At 61.7% G+C, this 13,429-nt stretch carries 14 protein-coding genes; 9 read left to right on the top strand and 5 right to left on the bottom strand.

Annotated features, from left to right (window positions below):
• The 4 genes from EN781_RS35790 to EN781_RS09545 all read left to right on the top strand — a co-directional run.
• A partial coding sequence (locus EN781_RS35790) for a DUF5801 repeats-in-toxin domain-containing protein (RefSeq protein ID WP_281034366.1) occupies positions 1-2,320 on the top strand: 2,320 nt, incomplete at its 5' end.
• A gap of 75 nt (positions 2,321-2,395) precedes the next feature.
• Positions 2,396-2,764 (top strand): hypothetical protein, encoded by a 369-nt coding sequence (locus EN781_RS09535; protein ID WP_126056484.1) that lies wholly within the window; start codon positions 2,396-2,398, stop codon positions 2,762-2,764.
• A 136-nt stretch (positions 2,765-2,900) separates the two neighbouring features.
• The gene (locus EN781_RS09540) at positions 2,901-3,593 is read left to right on the top strand and encodes a transglycosylase SLT domain-containing protein (RefSeq protein WP_126056485.1); all 693 of its coding nucleotides are present in this window, start codon (positions 2,901-2,903) and stop codon (positions 3,591-3,593) included.
• A 190-nt stretch (positions 3,594-3,783) separates the two neighbouring features.
• Complete coding sequence (locus EN781_RS09545) at positions 3,784-4,992, top strand: ABC transporter substrate-binding protein (RefSeq protein WP_126056486.1); 1,209 nt, start codon at positions 3,784-3,786, stop codon at positions 4,990-4,992.
• Positions 4,993-5,003: 11 nt separating this feature from the next.
• Here EN781_RS09545 and EN781_RS09550 read toward each other — a convergent pair whose 3' ends face one another.
• The 5 genes from EN781_RS09550 to EN781_RS09570 are packed head-to-tail and all read right to left on the bottom strand — an operon-like array spanning position 5,004 to position 9,468.
• A complete protein-coding gene (locus EN781_RS09550; protein WP_126056487.1) occupies positions 5,004-5,543 on the bottom strand; it encodes a prepilin peptidase in 540 nt (179 codons plus the stop codon).
• Between the two features lies 1 nt (position 5,544).
• The gene (locus EN781_RS09555) at positions 5,545-6,084 is read right to left on the bottom strand and encodes a tetratricopeptide repeat protein (RefSeq protein WP_126056488.1); all 540 of its coding nucleotides are present in this window, start codon (positions 6,082-6,084) and stop codon (positions 5,545-5,547) included.
• Between the two features lie 58 nt (positions 6,085-6,142).
• Positions 6,143-7,093 carry a type II secretion system F family protein gene (locus EN781_RS09560; RefSeq protein ID WP_126056489.1) on the bottom strand — a complete coding sequence of 317 codons (951 nt, stop codon included), beginning with the start codon at positions 7,091-7,093 and terminating at the stop codon, positions 6,143-6,145.
• Positions 7,094-7,111: 18 nt separating this feature from the next.
• Positions 7,112-8,047, bottom strand: a complete 936-nt coding sequence (locus EN781_RS09565; protein ID WP_245455637.1) for a type II secretion system F family protein — start codon at positions 8,045-8,047, stop codon at positions 7,112-7,114.
• Positions 8,048-8,082: 35 nt separating this feature from the next.
• Positions 8,083-9,468 (bottom strand): CpaF family protein, encoded by a 1,386-nt coding sequence (locus EN781_RS09570; RefSeq protein ID WP_126056491.1) that lies wholly within the window; start codon positions 9,466-9,468, stop codon positions 8,083-8,085.
• A 527-nt stretch (positions 9,469-9,995) separates the two neighbouring features.
• On the opposite strand from EN781_RS09570, the gene EN781_RS09575 reads away from it, so the two are divergent.
• The 5 genes from EN781_RS09575 to EN781_RS09595 all read left to right on the top strand — a co-directional run.
• Positions 9,996-10,211, top strand: a complete 216-nt coding sequence (locus tag EN781_RS09575; protein ID WP_126056492.1) for a Flp family type IVb pilin — start codon at positions 9,996-9,998, stop codon at positions 10,209-10,211.
• Positions 10,212-10,299: 88 nt separating this feature from the next.
• Positions 10,300-11,340: a Flp pilus assembly protein CpaB gene (gene cpaB / locus EN781_RS09580; RefSeq protein WP_126056493.1), complete on the top strand. Its 1,041-nt coding sequence runs from the start codon at positions 10,300-10,302 to the stop codon at positions 11,338-11,340.
• A 54-nt stretch (positions 11,341-11,394) separates the two neighbouring features.
• On the top strand, positions 11,395-12,840 hold the full coding sequence (locus EN781_RS09585; RefSeq protein ID WP_126056494.1) for a type II and III secretion system protein family protein: 1,446 nt from the start codon (positions 11,395-11,397) through the stop codon (positions 12,838-12,840).
• A gap of 4 nt (positions 12,841-12,844) precedes the next feature.
• On the top strand, positions 12,845-13,126 hold the full coding sequence (locus EN781_RS09590) for a hypothetical protein (RefSeq protein ID WP_245455639.1): 282 nt from the start codon (positions 12,845-12,847) through the stop codon (positions 13,124-13,126).
• Positions 13,127-13,189: 63 nt separating this feature from the next.
• Positions 13,190-13,429: pilus assembly protein TadG-related protein (locus tag EN781_RS09595; RefSeq protein ID WP_245492575.1), on the top strand; the 240-nt coding region annotated here is incomplete at its 3' end.

Genomic DNA, 13,429 nt, shown 5'->3' on the forward strand with positions numbered 1-13,429 from the left:
CGACCTCGGCAGCGGCCTGGTGACGCTGTCGGCGACGGCGACGGTGACCGATGGCGACCACGACCAGGCGACCTCGACGGTGAGCACCGATCTGGGCGGCAACATCGGCTTCGACGACGACATCCCGTCGCTGACGGTCGGCACGGTCAACGAGAGCGCCATCACGCTGGTGACGCAGGACGCCCAGACGATCGGGCCGGCCTCCGACACGGCGAGCGCGAGCTTCGCGGCCGCCTTCCTGGCGGCGGTGACGCCGAGCTATGGCGCCGACGGCGCCGGCTCGACGGTGATCAGCGGCTACACGCTCAACGTCACCAACTCGGCCTCCGGCCTGACCAGCCAGGGTGAAGCGATCACCCTGGCCAAGGTCGGCAACGACATCGTCGGCTCGACCGCCTCGCATGGCGAGATCTTCAGGATCGCCGTCGATGCGAACGGCACCGTGACGCTGACCCAGTCCCAGCAGATCGACCACCTGCCCGAGAGCCTCGACACCACCAACAACAACGCCCACATCGACCTCGGCAGCGGCCTGGTGACGCTGTCGGCGACGGCGACGGTGACCGATGGCGACCACGACCAGGCGACCTCGACGGTGAGCACCGATCTGGGCGGCAACATCGGCTTCGACGACGACGTCCCGACGGTTCTCGACAAGACGGACCTCTATTTCGCCAACAGCGGCACCGTCAGCGGAACCGGCGTGTTCGACTACTCCATCGGAGCTGACAGCCATTCCACGTACAGCAGCCTCAATTCTGACTTTGCCGCCATCACCTTGGCCGGGACCGTGGCCGGGAACGCGATCACCGCGCCGACCGTAACCTGGGCCTCCGAGACCTCGACACAGGCTGTGTTCAACATCAGCTTCAGCTATCTCACGGGCGGAGCGACGACCCAGGAAACGGGCACACTCACCTTCGACAAGGTGGCGGGCACCTACACCGTTGACCTGGCCGATCCGATTTCCGCGGTGACGATCAGCACAGTGAGCAATTCGTCTTCCATCACCGGCTATCAGCCGGGGTCTTCGACGACCGACAACACCCAGCCGGAAGTGGCGGTGGCGCAGGTCAATTCGAACCTGTTCATCCAGTTCACCGGCTACGCGGAACCAGGCAACGGCACCGGAGCCAACAACCTGCAAGCGGGCTCGGTCGACGGCAGCACGCTTACCTTCGTGAACGGAGAACTGATCACCCAGGCCTCGACATACGTGTCCATCTCGGGCACGGCAAACGGCGTTGCCGGCGACACGATGGGCAAGGGAGAAGTCATGGACATGGACTTCTTCACCACGAACCCGACAGGATTTACCGGCCTGACGCCCGATGCCCAGGTGAGCTCGATGTTCCTGAAGTTCGACGGTATCGGGAATACCGAAGACTTCATCGTCATCCTCAAGCTCTACGATCCGACGACCAACGAATACACAACCAAGGCGATGTACGTAGAGAACGCCGACATCTTCAAGGGCCCGGGCTCCGGTCCTGGCGCCTACTCGAGTGTAACCCTCGACAACAATGACGGCCTGTTGATCATCGAATCGAACGACTACAATGCCGCTGGGCAGCATTACGTGCTGGTTGGGGCGCAGATCACCCCGACCGACGAGGGCATCTCCGGCACCGCCATCAACCTCAATGGCGCCATCGGTGCCGGCGGGGCGAGCACCACGACCCAAGACATCAGTTCCGATTCGAATGATCTCGGCTTCAAGATCTCCGATATCGGCCTGGTCAGCACCACGACGACGGCTCAGAACGCCGATCTGACCTTCAACGTCACCCTGAAGGACGCGGACAACGACACGACAACGGCACAGCAACTGGACGTCCACGTCACCAATGGCGTCACCTACACCGGCACGGCGGACGCCGAGACGATGCAGGGCACGGCCAACGGCGACACGCTGAACGGCAACGGCGGCGACGATATCCTGCAAGGGTTTGGCGGCAACGACCTGCTGATTGGCGGCGCTGGCCAGGACACGCTCACCGGTGGCACGGGCGCCGACACGTTCAAGCTTGACCACCTCGACATCAAGGACCTGATCGTCGACTACAGCGGTGTCGGCGGAGAAGGCGACAAGATCGACCTGACCGCCCTGTTCGACACGGCCCCGGGCGGCGGCAACATCGGCAACTTCGTGAACTACGATGCGGGGACCGGCACGCTCAGTGTCGACACCAGCGGTTCGGGAAATCCGGCCAACTTCGTCGAAGTGGCGCAACTCACGAACCACCCGGCGGCCAACACCATCACGCTGCTCTACGACGATGGGACGACCACGCATACGACGACGGCAAATGTGGTCTAGCGGCATGGCGCAACGGGACTTGGCCATGCTATGTATTAGCAACTCGAATATTAGGATTCTGGAGGGGACTTTATCATGAAGCGTTCCGCAAGACTGCTGGTCTCAGCCGCGGCACTGTTGCTGGTCGGATCGGCAGGGCGTGCCGCCGACATCATCGAAGGCCCGGCGGCCGATTACTGCCGCACCGTCGGGACTTCCAACCTGGTGCTGACCGACAACATCGTCGACCTCAAGGCCCAGGTGGTGAAACTGATGGACGAGTCGGTCGCCGTCGCCAAAAGCCCGGAGTGGATCAACTCGTCGCGCCCCGCCTTCGTCTGGGCTTCGGAAGCCAAGGCCTACTGCGGCATGGCCTATGGCTACCTGAAGACGAACTACAAGGACGAAGACACGCTCAACAAATGCGAGTGCTTCCACGATCGCATGGTCGAATACATGCACTGACCGCCAGCACGCCGGCCGGCTGGCGATGACGGAAAAGAGAAAACTGTCGAGGGCGATCGCCGCAGCGGTCGCCCAAGGTTTCTTGCTTGTCGCGGATTCTTGCCGGAAAAGCGTCGGACGCTTTTCCGGAATCTGCATGGCCGGCTTTGTCCTGCTAGGCACGAATGCCGGCGCCTCGGAACGATCCTCCGTCGAACGGATGGCCGACCGGCCGCGACAGACCGGCTGCGCCGCCAGCGGGGCATGGACGCGCGACGCGTTCAAGGCCTATGCGAGCTGCCAGGCATCGATCTACGGGCTGGAGCCGGTGCTGGCGCATGCGGTGATGGAGATCGAAAGCGGCTTCGACCCGCAGGCGCGCGGCGCTGACGGCGAGGTCGGATTGATGCAGGTGATGCCGGCGACGGCGCGCATGCTGGGCTTCCGCGGCTCGCTCGACGAACTCGGCCTGCCCGCCACCAACATCGCGCTTGGCGTCGAATATCTGGCGCTGGCCAACAAGCTGGCCGCGGGCGATCTTTGCACCACCGTGATGAAATACCGCGCCGGACACAATGAGAGCCGCTTCTCCGCGCTTTCGGTGCGCTACTGCGAGCGGGCGCGCGCGATCCTGACCAGGGAAGGACTGCCGGTGACGGGACCCTTGCCGGTGGCGACGTTCGGCTTTTCGGCGCTATCGGGCGCCGACGCCAGCCCCGCCGGCGAGAACCGCACCTGCGTGCGCCGGATCTTCGTGCCGGGACCGCGCTACATGCGGTGCGCCGATTACCGGAGCGCCGGCCAGGCCAGGCGGATCAGGGCGCTGCGGGCGCAGCTGTTCGACGGCTAGCCGGAGCAATTCCAGGAAGCGCCTTTCCACCCGGAATTGCGTCGAAACAAAGAGGTGGAGCGGCGTGATTTTCCGTGAAACGATGAACCGCTCCGGGAGAGGCCGGAATTCAAAGCAGCGCAAGGCGTGCCGCGGGATGGGACCCGGGAACGTTGTCGCCACGACCGGCGGCACACAGGATGGAGCGATCATGAAACTTGGCCGGCGGCTTTCCTGCCCGTGGACACGGGCGATGGCGCTCGCATTTTTGGCTGCCGTTTCGGGCTGCCAGTCGAAAGGCAGCGTCAGCGAGGCGCTCGACCCGGCCGCGGTCGCGTCGCCCGGCACGCCGGCCGACGGCGCCATTGCCGCCGCGCCGCAGGCGGTAACGGCGACGCAGTCGCTCGGCACGGGGCCGGCCAAGATCACCATGCTGTTGCCGCTGTCGGCCCCGGGAAGTGCCGGCGAAGACGGCAGGAAGATGCTCGATGCCGCCAAGCTCGCCATGGCCGACCTCGGCAACAATTTGCTGACGCTGACCGTGGAGGATACGCGCGGAGACCCCGGCAATGCCAAGGACCTGGCGATCAAGGCGATAACGACGGGGTCGAAAGTCGTCATCGGCCCGACCGAACTGCCGGCCGCGCAGCACATCGCCAAGCTGTCGGGCTCGACGCGGCCGCCGGTGCTGGCGCTGGCCGACAATTTTGCCGGCGGCCCCGGTGTCTATGCCGTGCGCCTCAGCGAGGCCGACAGCGCGGCGGCGGGCGCGGCGGCCGTCGCCGCCAAGGGCGCCAAGAAATTCGTCCTGCTGGTGGCGGCGGGCAGCAATGCCGCGGCAATCGAAAAGCGCGTCGCCAACGGCCTCAGCATCTATGGCGCGGCGCTTGCCGTCACCCTGCCCTATGCGCCGGCCGACGGCGGCGCCAAGGCGGTCAACGACATGGGCTCGCTGGTGGAGGCGCCCGATGCGGTGATCGTGGCCAGCGGAGACGCCAGCCCTACACCGCTGCTTGCGGCGCTGAAGGCAAAGGGCATTCCCGGCAAGACGGTCTCGCTCATCGGAACCAACCGCTGGCTGGAGCGGCCGATGGATCCGTCGTTCGAAGGCGCCTATATCGCAACGCTCGACCAGGGCGAGACCGGGCCGATCGCCGACCGTTTCAACGCGACGTTCCACTACCCGGCCGACGTCAACGTCGCCTATGCCTATGACATGGTCGCGCTGACGGCGGGGATTGCGAGCGCCGTCGGGCCGAACGGCTTCAGCAAGCAGGTGCTGGAAAATGCCAGCGGCTTCCGCGGCTCGACCGGCCTGTTCCGCTTCCGCGCCGACGGCTCAAGCCAGCGCACGATGCCGTTCTACCGGGTCGAGAAGGGCGCGCTGAAGCTGGTCGAGAAGTCGACGGCGGGGTTTTGAACACCACTTTGTCAGTTGAGCTGCTGTAGAATTCCGGAGCTGCTGGCCAGCACCCAACGTTCGTATATCTGGAACCCTATCGCGCAGATTGCCGCGAGCGAAATCGGCACACCGAACGGCACCACGCCCTTGCGGTCGAGATGCTGGACATAGAGGCGGAACATACCTGCCGGCAGCATGAAAGGGTTCTTCACGAGCACGGCCGTGATCAGGGCAAACACCAGCAAGAGAAGAGAAAAAACGACGAGACCGCTGCCGCCGATCAAAAAAGGCATAACCGCCATCAGCTTGACGTCGCCAGCGCCGACCTTGCGCAAGGTCCAGAAAGGGAAGAGCACGACAAATAGTAAAAGACCGGCAAGAGCGCTCAGGCCCATATCCCACCATGACCCGGCCGCGACTGACAGCAGTTGCAGGGAGCCCAGGCCCAGGCAAAGCAACAGCAGCACATTCTGATTGGATATCTTCTGCGTCGTGAAGTCGACCCAGGCGATCCTGACGAGCAAAGGAATGGCCAGCGCCTTGAGCAGTAGCGATGCGGCCAGCAACATGCTAGCGCTCGATGTTCTGCACGCTGGAGGACAGGAGCTTCAGGTTGTTGGCAACGGTCGGGTCGTTCGGCGCCAATTCGTAGGCCTTCAGGAAATTGGAGCGCGCATTCTGCAGCTTGCCTCGCAGCAGATAGGAATAGCCGAGATTGTTGTAATATTCGGGCGTCGCGCCAAGCAGCTTGTAGGCGCGGCTGTAGGCAAGATCGGCGAGGTCGAAACGGCGAATGCGGTCGCAGGAGGCGGCAAGACCCAGCCAGGCGACGCCGTCATTGGGCGCCAGGCGCGTGGCCTTGTAGAACAGCGCGCCGGCATTGCCGTAGTTTTCAGAGCGGAACTGCGTCTTGGCCTCGGCGACGGCCTGGTCCGAAGCATAGTAGTCGACATCGCTGACTGTCTTCAGCCCATCGAATGTATCGCCAAAGGACGTGACATCGCCCTTGGAGGGTTCGTTGGTGCGAACAACACCGTCAGTCGGGTCCGTCTGGCAGCCGGCAATCGCCATGATTAACAGGCCGGCTGCGGCCGCATTTCGCCATCTCATATATATATGTCCCCAAGGGTCGCCCCCGAATCACATTAGAATCAAAGCTCACGCATAACTAGAAGAAAATGCCCCTCATGCGGATGATCACCGGCAACATGATGACCATAAGCACCACCGGGAAGATGCATAGCCCCAGTGGGATCATCATCTTGACCGGCAAAGCGTTGGCACGCTCCTCGGCGCGCAGAATTCTCTGGCTGCGCATTTCGTCGCTATAGACGCGCAGCGCGTCGGTCAGGCTGGTGCCGAGTTCTTCCGACTGCCGGAACAGCACTGCCAGGGCCCGTGCCTCGTCGAGGCCGATGCGATCGGCCAGGTCGCGCAATGCCTCGCGTAGCGGCTTGCCGGCGCGCAGTTGCAGATTCATGATCGAAAGCTGGATGCCCAGCCATTTATGGGTTCCGGCCAGTTCGTTGCTGACACGCTCGACCGCTGCCTCCAGGCTCATGCCAGCATCGGCGCAGGTGATCATCATATCCATGAAATCGGGAAACCCGCGACGATATATCTGCATCTGAGCCTTCTCGAATCGATCAAGCGCGATGCTGGGAACGACCAGACAGGCGAGCCCGAACAGACCGGCGCCGGCAAATGCAATAAAGCTGGGCATTTGCGCGGGCAATACTCGGGACAGGAGCGTGTAGGCGACCAGAAAGCCGATCGCGACCGCCGCTATGCGCGTAAGAGTATAGATGAGGGGCGCGCTTGATTGATAGAAGCCGGCCCGAAAGAGCTTCGCCTCAAGGGCATTCGGCTCGCCGCGCTCCTTCTCAACCGTGCGGAAATAGGCGTCGATCGGCTTCTGCGCCGCGATCTTGGCCAGATGTTCCTGCCCGGCAAGCGAACGACGGTCGGCAATTCCCTCCGCCATCAGACTTTGCGCGACCAGCTTTCGCGTCTGCAACGCCGGCAAAAAGACAAGGGCGCCGAACAGGAACAATGCCACCGCCGCCAGGAAGACAGCTAGGGAAACCAGGAAGCTTATGTCCTGCGTATTCGAAAACAGGCTAATGGCTCGCTCCTGTCAGAAGTCGAAGTTGACCATGCGGTACATGATGAAGTCGCCCAGCAGTGCCCAGGCTCCAAAAAGCACAAACACAGGCAGGATGACCGGATTGTTCCAGACAGTGCCGTAATAGGATGGGGCGGCGATCTGTAGGATCAAGAACATGACGACGGGGAAAAAGGAGATGATCCACGCCGACATTCGCCCCTCGGATGAAAGCGCCCTGATCTTGAGGCGCAATTTCTGCCGCTCGCGCAGCACCATTGAAAGATTGTGCAGGATCTCGGTTAGATTGCCGCCCGTCTTGGACTGGATGGAGAGTGATACCGAAAGCAGATGAAGGCCTTCAAATCCCACGCGCTGGGAGAGTTTCCGCACGGCGTTTTCCAGACTGAGCCCGAAGGTGATCTCGTCCGCAACGATGCCGAATTCGGTGCCAAGCGGATCCGGCATCTCACGGGCCACAAGACTGATCGCCACCGGTGCTGGATGGCCGGCGCGCAGCGAGCGCACGATCATGTCGAGCGCATCCGGGAGCTGCCTGGCGAACTTCTGGATGCGCTTGTTGCGGGCGCGCCTGAGCACAAGCAGCGGCAGGACGAGGCCCACCAACAAAAATGTGATCAGCGCCGTGACGATTGAAAAACCGAAAAGTAGTGTCAGCATCAATGCGATAACCAGCCCGGCAAGCAGGAACATTGCAGCGAAAGCCAGTGGATTGCCGGTGATGCCGGATTGCGTGTAGAGCCGGTTCAATGTGACGAAGCCGAAAACAAAGTCACCCGAGTCCGTCAATCCACGTTCTCGCAACAGGCCTTGTAGGGTCTGCTCGGCCGGCGCTTCCTCGGCCAAAAGCTTGAGCCGTCGATTGATTGTGCCGACCCTGACGCGCCGCCCGGCGTAAGACAGATAGAGCGACTCGGCAGCAAGGATCACCGAGGCGGCGGCGAGCACATAGATGAAATAGAGCAGGGTCTGGCCAGTCGGCATCAGAGCGGAACCTGTGGATTGAAGGCGTCCTTTTCAAAGTGAAAGCCGAGCGTCGCCGCCTCCTGGGCAAAACGCGGCCTTACCCCGGTGGCGCGAAAATCACCGATGATCTTGCCTTCCGCAGTCACTTCCCGGCGAACAAAGTGGTAAAGTTCCTGGAGCTGCACGACGTTGCCTTCCATGCCTGTCAATTCCGAAATCGATATCACTCGCCTGCCGCCATCGGAAAGCCGTTGCGTCTGCACAATGATGTCGATCGCCGAAGCGATCTGCGCCCGGATGGATTCGTGGGTCATCGGCATGCCGGCCATGCCGACCATCTGCTCCAGGCGGGATAGCGCATCTCGCGGTGTGTTGGCATGGATGGTGGTCATGGAGCCTTCATGGCCAGTGTTCATCGCTTGCAGCATGTCGAAGGCTTCCTCGCCGCGAACCTCGCCGACGATGATGCGATCGGGCCGCATGCGCAGGGCGTTCTTCACCAGCTCGCGCTGACGAACTTCGCCCTTGCCCTCGACGTTGGGCGGGCGCGTCTCCAGCCGGCCGACATGCGGCTGCTGCAGTTGCAGTTCCGCCGCATCCTCGATGGTGATCAAGCGCTCGGCGGCAGGAATGTAGCTCGAGAGCGCATTAAGCAAGGTTGTCTTACCGCTGCCGGTGCCACCGGAAACCAGGATCGACTTGCGCGCCTGCACTGCGATCCGCAGCATGTCGACCATCGGCGGGCGGATCGAGTTGAACGCGATCAGGCGCTCGAGCGAATAAGGATGCTTGGAGAATTTGCGAATCGAAACGAGCGGACCATCCACTGAGATCGGCCGCACCGCGATATTGACGCGCGATCCGTCGTCGAGGCGGGCGTCGACCATCGGCGCGGATTCATCGACGCGCCTGCCGATTGCCGAGACGATCTTGTTGACGACCCGCAGCAGATGCGCCTCGTCGCGGAAGCGGATCTTGGTTTCCTCGAGCACGCCGCGCCGCTCGATGAAAACGCGATTGTGGGTGTTGATCAGAATGTCGGCGATCGAATCGTCCTTGAGCAAGGGCTCGATCGGCCCCAGCCCCAGCATTTCGTCAGCCGTGTCGCTGGTCAACTGATCAAGCTCGCGCGCGTTCAGCGGAATATTTCGAGCGCGGACGAATTCGCGCACGATCGGCCGTATCTCATCGAGAATCTCGTCCTTGGACGCATTTTCAAGGGCGGTCAAATTGAAGCGGTCGATGAGATGGCGGTGGAGTTCAACCTTGAGCGTCAGAAAATCATTGCCCTGGGTTTCAGCATCCGTCACCGGAACGACCGTCGCCCCATTTGAAACCGCCACTGCGGTCGTCGGCTGGAGCGCCCGCGGCTCATTCGATCCCTTGATGAAGCGGCCTAGCATTTTTAGCCCCCCGCAAACTTTTCCCAAAAGTTTCCCTCAGGTTGGAAACTAAGGGTTAACCACGAGAGGCACAAGCGCGGGGCGCGGGTGGGAGGATCGAATACTTACAACATAGTTAAGACGAGTCCCTAAAAAAATCGTTTTATTTCGCGACTGTGTACCCAGGAGCACAACTCAACTCCCACCTCACGAAACGTTTCGGCTTGCAACGTTCGAATCGCCGCCGCGGACTCCGGTAAGCCCTTACATATAAAGGCTTATGCACATACCCTAATATGATTAGGCTACCACTATGGGTGAGGCGAAATTGTGAATGAATGGTTAAAAGCGCTCAAAAAGCAAATCGAATCAATCCCTTGTCGAAATTGAATTGAGTCCCGATCAGGTATTGGAAGGTTAAGGAACTGTTAATCCCGTTTGACTCTGGTTTTTGGCGGGACTTAGATCAACTCGACGGGGGATGCTTGGGTATGGGGTTCATCCTTAGCTCGTCTCGTCGGGTTCAACCTCCAAAGGGAGAAATTGGCATGAAGAAGCTCATGACGATGGCCCGGCAGTTCCGCGACGACGACAACGGCGCTGCTATGGTCGAATATTCCATCCTGGTCGGCATCATCGCCGCAGCAGCCATTCTCGCGGTTCTCGCGATCGGTGCCTGGGTCACCGGCCGTTTCACCGGCCTCTGCACCAACCTGAACACTGGTCCGGGTACCTGCGACGCCGCCGCCGGCACCGGCAGCTGATCGTCTGTTTAATCCTCAGGCCCGGACTTCGATCCGGGCCTGAGCCTTATCGCGGCGGGCGAATTCCCGCTTTTGGGGCTTGGGGCTGATGCGTGCCAACACTTTGATCATGATTGTTCTCGCCGGCGTGTTCGGCGTTCTGGCGGTTGTGCTTGTCAACATCTGGCTGGCGAACCAGCGCAACGCATTGGCGCAGTCGGACGGAGTTAAGCGCGACACTGTTGTGGTGGCAGCGGTGGCGCTGAAGTTCGGCGACACGCTAACCGCCGAAAAGCTGCGTGAAATCGCCTGGCCCGCAGGCGCGGTCCCGGCCGGCGCTTTCAAGACAACCAAAGAGATCCTGGCCGGCGAAGGTTCGAAGCAGGCATTGCAGGCGATCGGCGCCAACGAGCCCGTTCTCGCCACCAAGATCACCGGCCCCGGCCAGCGCGCCACGCTTTCGGCGGTGCTCGGCGAGGGCATGAAAGCCGTTTCCATCAGGGTCAACGACGTGCTCGGCGTCGCCGGCTTTGTCTTCCCGGGCGACCGCGTCGATATATTGTTGACCCGCACGGTGCGCGCCGATGGCGGCGCAGACAAGAGTTTTGTCGATGTGCTGCTACAGAGCATTAAGGTGCTGGCCATCGACCAGGTTGCTGACGAAAGCAAGGAGAACCCGACGGTGGCGAAAGCCGTGACCGTCGAAGTCAGCACCAAGGACGCGCAGAAGCTGACGCTCGCCGCCGGCGCTGGGCAGTTGTCGCTGGCGCTGCGTCAGGCGGCGGCCAACAAGGGCGAGACGACCGAGCGTGTCACGCTTTCGGATCTGACCGGCGACACGCCGGACGATGTCGCCGCCAGGCAGGCCGAACTTGCCAAGCAGGCGGCGGCGGACGCCGCGGCCGCGGCCGATCGCAAACGCGCCGACGACAAGCTCGCCGGGCTGGCCAAAGCCGTCGAACGGGTGGACAACAAAATCGACGATCTGAGCAAGGTCAAGCCGGCTCCGGCTGTGGCATCTGCGCCGCAAGTGAAGGAAATTGTCAAGGAAGAGGTCAAATACGTGCAGCCGGAACCGCCGGCCCGGGCGACAATCGGTGTATTTCGAGGTATAAAACTCGAAACATACGATGTGCCGCGACAAAAATGACGCCGGCGCATTAGGATCGACACTCCGAATCAGCCGGCAGGGGGGTTAGCGTAGATGCGTGTGTACCGGAGACCACTGGCGGCCGCCGCTTTCGCCTTATCCTGCGCATTGCTGTCGCTAAGTCCCGTGGCCCATGCCGCCGACCGCCGCATCGACGTGTCGAACCCGACTATCCATCGTATCTTCGTGCCGGTATCGCAGTCGGTGACGATCCAGGTGAACTCCACCCTGGGCGATATTGTCGTGGGCGACGAGAAGATTGCTGACGCGCAGCCGATGACCGACAAGACGCTCTATGTCATCGGCAAGGGTGTCGGCACCACAACCGTCAACCTGTTTTCCGAAGACAAGCGCTCGCTGGGCACGCTCCAGGTCGAGGTCGGTCAGGATGTCAGTGACATGGCCGCGGCAATCCGCCAGGTCGCGCCTCGCGCGCGCATCGAAATCGGCTCGATCAATGGCAAGATCAGGCTGGCCGGTCATGTCAAGGATGCAGCGACCCTGGCCTCCATCGTGGACGTCGCCCAGCAATATGGCCCCGACGCAATTATCAACTCCGTGACCATCGACGACAGCCAGCAGGTGAATTTGGAAGTGCGCGTGCTGGAGGCCAAGCGCAACGCCGGCCGCGACCTCGGCGTCTCGATCAGGAGCACGAATGGTAGCGGCACGAGCCGTACGGGAACGGGCATTGCGGCCGTCGACGAAGACGACGTGGTGCTGGGACCCGGGAACCTGCTTAGCGGCCTGCTCTCGAACACCAATCCCTTCGCGGCACTAATTACCCGCGTCATCGACAGCAACATCAAGGTCGACCTGATCATCGAAGCGCTCGAGGCCAAGGGCGTGGTGCGCACGCTGGCTGAACCCAACCTCACCACCTTGTCGGGTGAGTCCGCCAGCTTCAACGCAGGCGGCGAAGTCCCCATCCGCAGCATCGGCACTGATGGCAATATCCAGATCGAATACAAGCAATTCGGCGTCAATCTGCTATTCACGCCTGTCGTCATGGATGACAGCAAGATCCATATCAAGCTGGCGCCGGAAGTGAGCGACCTGACCGGCTTTACCACTGCTGGCGACCCGATCTTCACCAACCGCAAACTCGCGACCGTGGTCGAATTGCGCGACGGCCAGAGTTTCGCCGTCGGCGGGCTTCTCTCCAGCAAGACCACCAAGCTGCAGAACCAGGTGCCATGGCTCGGCCAGGTCCCGGTCATCGGCGCGCTGTTCCGCAACTCAAGCAACCAGAAGGAAGAAACCGAGCTGGTTGTCATCGTCACGCCGCATCTCGTACGGCCGACAAAGCCCGGCGAGCAATTGGCGACGCCGTTCGACAAGACGCGGCCGGCCAATGATCCGGAGTTCTTCATCCTCGGCCAACTCGAGGTGAACAAGGACATGATCCGCCAGTATGAAAACGGCGAAGGCGTCACCGGCCCCTATGGCCACATGCTGGATGTGAAATCGAAGGACAAGATGCTCTATGTCAAGAAATAAGCTCTTGCTCGTCGTTCTGTGTACCGGCCTGCTGACAGGTTGCGCCGCGGACTATCTCAACAACTACGACACGGTGACGCTGGCGGCCGGCGATACGCAGAAATTCAATTCGCTTCTGCAGACGGTCGACCCATACAATCCGGCCTCGAACAACACGAAAATCGAAGGCGACGGTGAGCGCGGCGTTGGCGTGATCAGAAGCTACAGAGTTCCGCCGTCACCGGCGCCGACGACGAACATGACGGTCAATGTCGGCACTTCGGGTGTGACCAACGGAGCGAATTGAGCAGAAGGATGCGGTGCGCCGGGCATTCGAGGGGCCTGGCGTGAAGGGGTAAGGGGTAGGGCCATGTTGCGAGGTATTCGCGCGTTCTGGCACGATCAGAGGGGAATAGCGCTGATCCTCGTCAGCGTGATGCTACCGGCGATCGTTGGATTTTCCCTCCTTGCGATCGACGCCAGCCGGGTCAACAATCTGCACAATGATTTGCAGAAGGCGGCGGACGCGTTTGCACTGGCAGGCGCTGCCGAACTGGATGGATCAAGCGGTTCCTGGGCGCGAGCCGAACGCGCCATGGCTACTTTGGTC

Origin of the sequence: Mesorhizobium sp. M4A.F.Ca.ET.090.04.2.1, from assembly GCF_003999085.1 — a bacterium.
In the GTDB taxonomy this organism is placed as follows: Bacteria; Pseudomonadota; Alphaproteobacteria; order Rhizobiales; family Rhizobiaceae; genus Mesorhizobium.

What these genes read in the sequence shown, in the direction of transcription:
- EN781_RS09535 (WP_126056484.1), top strand. Translation starts at nt 2,396, where the DNA reads ATGAAGCGTTCCGCAAGACTGCTGGTCTCAGCCGCGGCACTGTTGCTG.
- EN781_RS09540 (WP_126056485.1), top strand. Translation starts at nt 2,901, where the DNA reads ATGGCCGGCTTTGTCCTGCTAGGCACGAATGCCGGCGCCTCGGAACGA.
- EN781_RS09545 (WP_126056486.1), top strand. Translation starts at nt 3,784, where the DNA reads ATGAAACTTGGCCGGCGGCTTTCCTGCCCGTGGACACGGGCGATGGCG.
- EN781_RS09550 (WP_126056487.1), bottom strand. Translation starts at nt 5,543, where the DNA reads ATGTTGCTGGCCGCATCGCTACTGCTCAAGGCGCTGGCCATTCCTTTG.
- EN781_RS09555 (WP_126056488.1), bottom strand. Translation starts at nt 6,084, where the DNA reads ATGAGATGGCGAAATGCGGCCGCAGCCGGCCTGTTAATCATGGCGATT.
- EN781_RS09570 (WP_126056491.1), bottom strand. Translation starts at nt 9,468, where the DNA reads ATGCTAGGCCGCTTCATCAAGGGATCGAATGAGCCGCGGGCGCTCCAG.
- EN781_RS09575 (WP_126056492.1), top strand. Translation starts at nt 9,996, where the DNA reads ATGAAGAAGCTCATGACGATGGCCCGGCAGTTCCGCGACGACGACAAC.
- cpaB (WP_126056493.1), top strand. Translation starts at nt 10,300, where the DNA reads ATGCGTGCCAACACTTTGATCATGATTGTTCTCGCCGGCGTGTTCGGC.
- EN781_RS09585 (WP_126056494.1), top strand. Translation starts at nt 11,395, where the DNA reads ATGCGTGTGTACCGGAGACCACTGGCGGCCGCCGCTTTCGCCTTATCC.